General features: G+C 72.7%; 1 protein-coding gene. It reads left to right on the forward strand.

Annotation, left to right across the window (positions count from 1 at the left end; genetic code table 11):
• The coding region (locus tag N790_RS03975) for a DUF2339 domain-containing protein (RefSeq protein WP_043801054.1) at positions 1–648 on the forward strand (648 nt) is incomplete at both ends.

A 648-nucleotide genomic window follows, 5' to 3' on the forward strand; every position in this document is an offset into this window, starting at 1 on the left:
CCCTGCCGGCCCCGTGCCGCCGCCGATTCCCGCCGCGCAGGCGCCGGCCCCCGCGCCCCACCCATCCCCGCTACCTGCCGAACCGGCCGAGCCCGCCGAACCCGACGTCGTCACCAAGGCCGCCCGCCTGCTCAAGGCCTGGTTCTTCGAAGGCAACGTGCCGGTGAAGCTGGGCGTGCTGGTGCTGCTGTTCGGCGTGGCCGCGGCCATCAAGTACGCCGCCGACGCCGGCTGGCTGACCATGCCCATCGAATTCCGCCTGGCCGGCATCGCCGCCGGCGCCATCGCGGGCCTGGTCTGGGGCCTGCGCAGCGCCGCCGAGCGCCCGGCCTTCGGCCTGAGCCTGCAGGGCGGCGCCATCGGCATCCTGCTGCTGGTGGTGTTCGCGGCCTTCCGCAATTACGAAGTGCTGGGCGCTATGCCGGCCTTCGTGATGGTGCTCATCCTGGTGGCCGGTGCCAGCGTGCTGGCGGTGAAGCAGGACGCGCCCGCGCTGGCCGTGCTGGGCTTCATCGGCGGCTACCTGGCGCCGGTGCTGCTTTCGACGGGCAGCGGCAACCACGTGGCGCTGTTCTCGTATTACGCGGTGCTCAACGCCGCCGTGTTCGGCATTGCCTGGCAGCGGCCGTGGCGGGCGCTGAACCTGGT

Source organism: Arenimonas malthae CC-JY-1 (genome assembly GCF_000747075.1).
Lineage (GTDB): Bacteria > Pseudomonadota > Gammaproteobacteria > Xanthomonadales > Xanthomonadaceae > Arenimonas > Arenimonas malthae.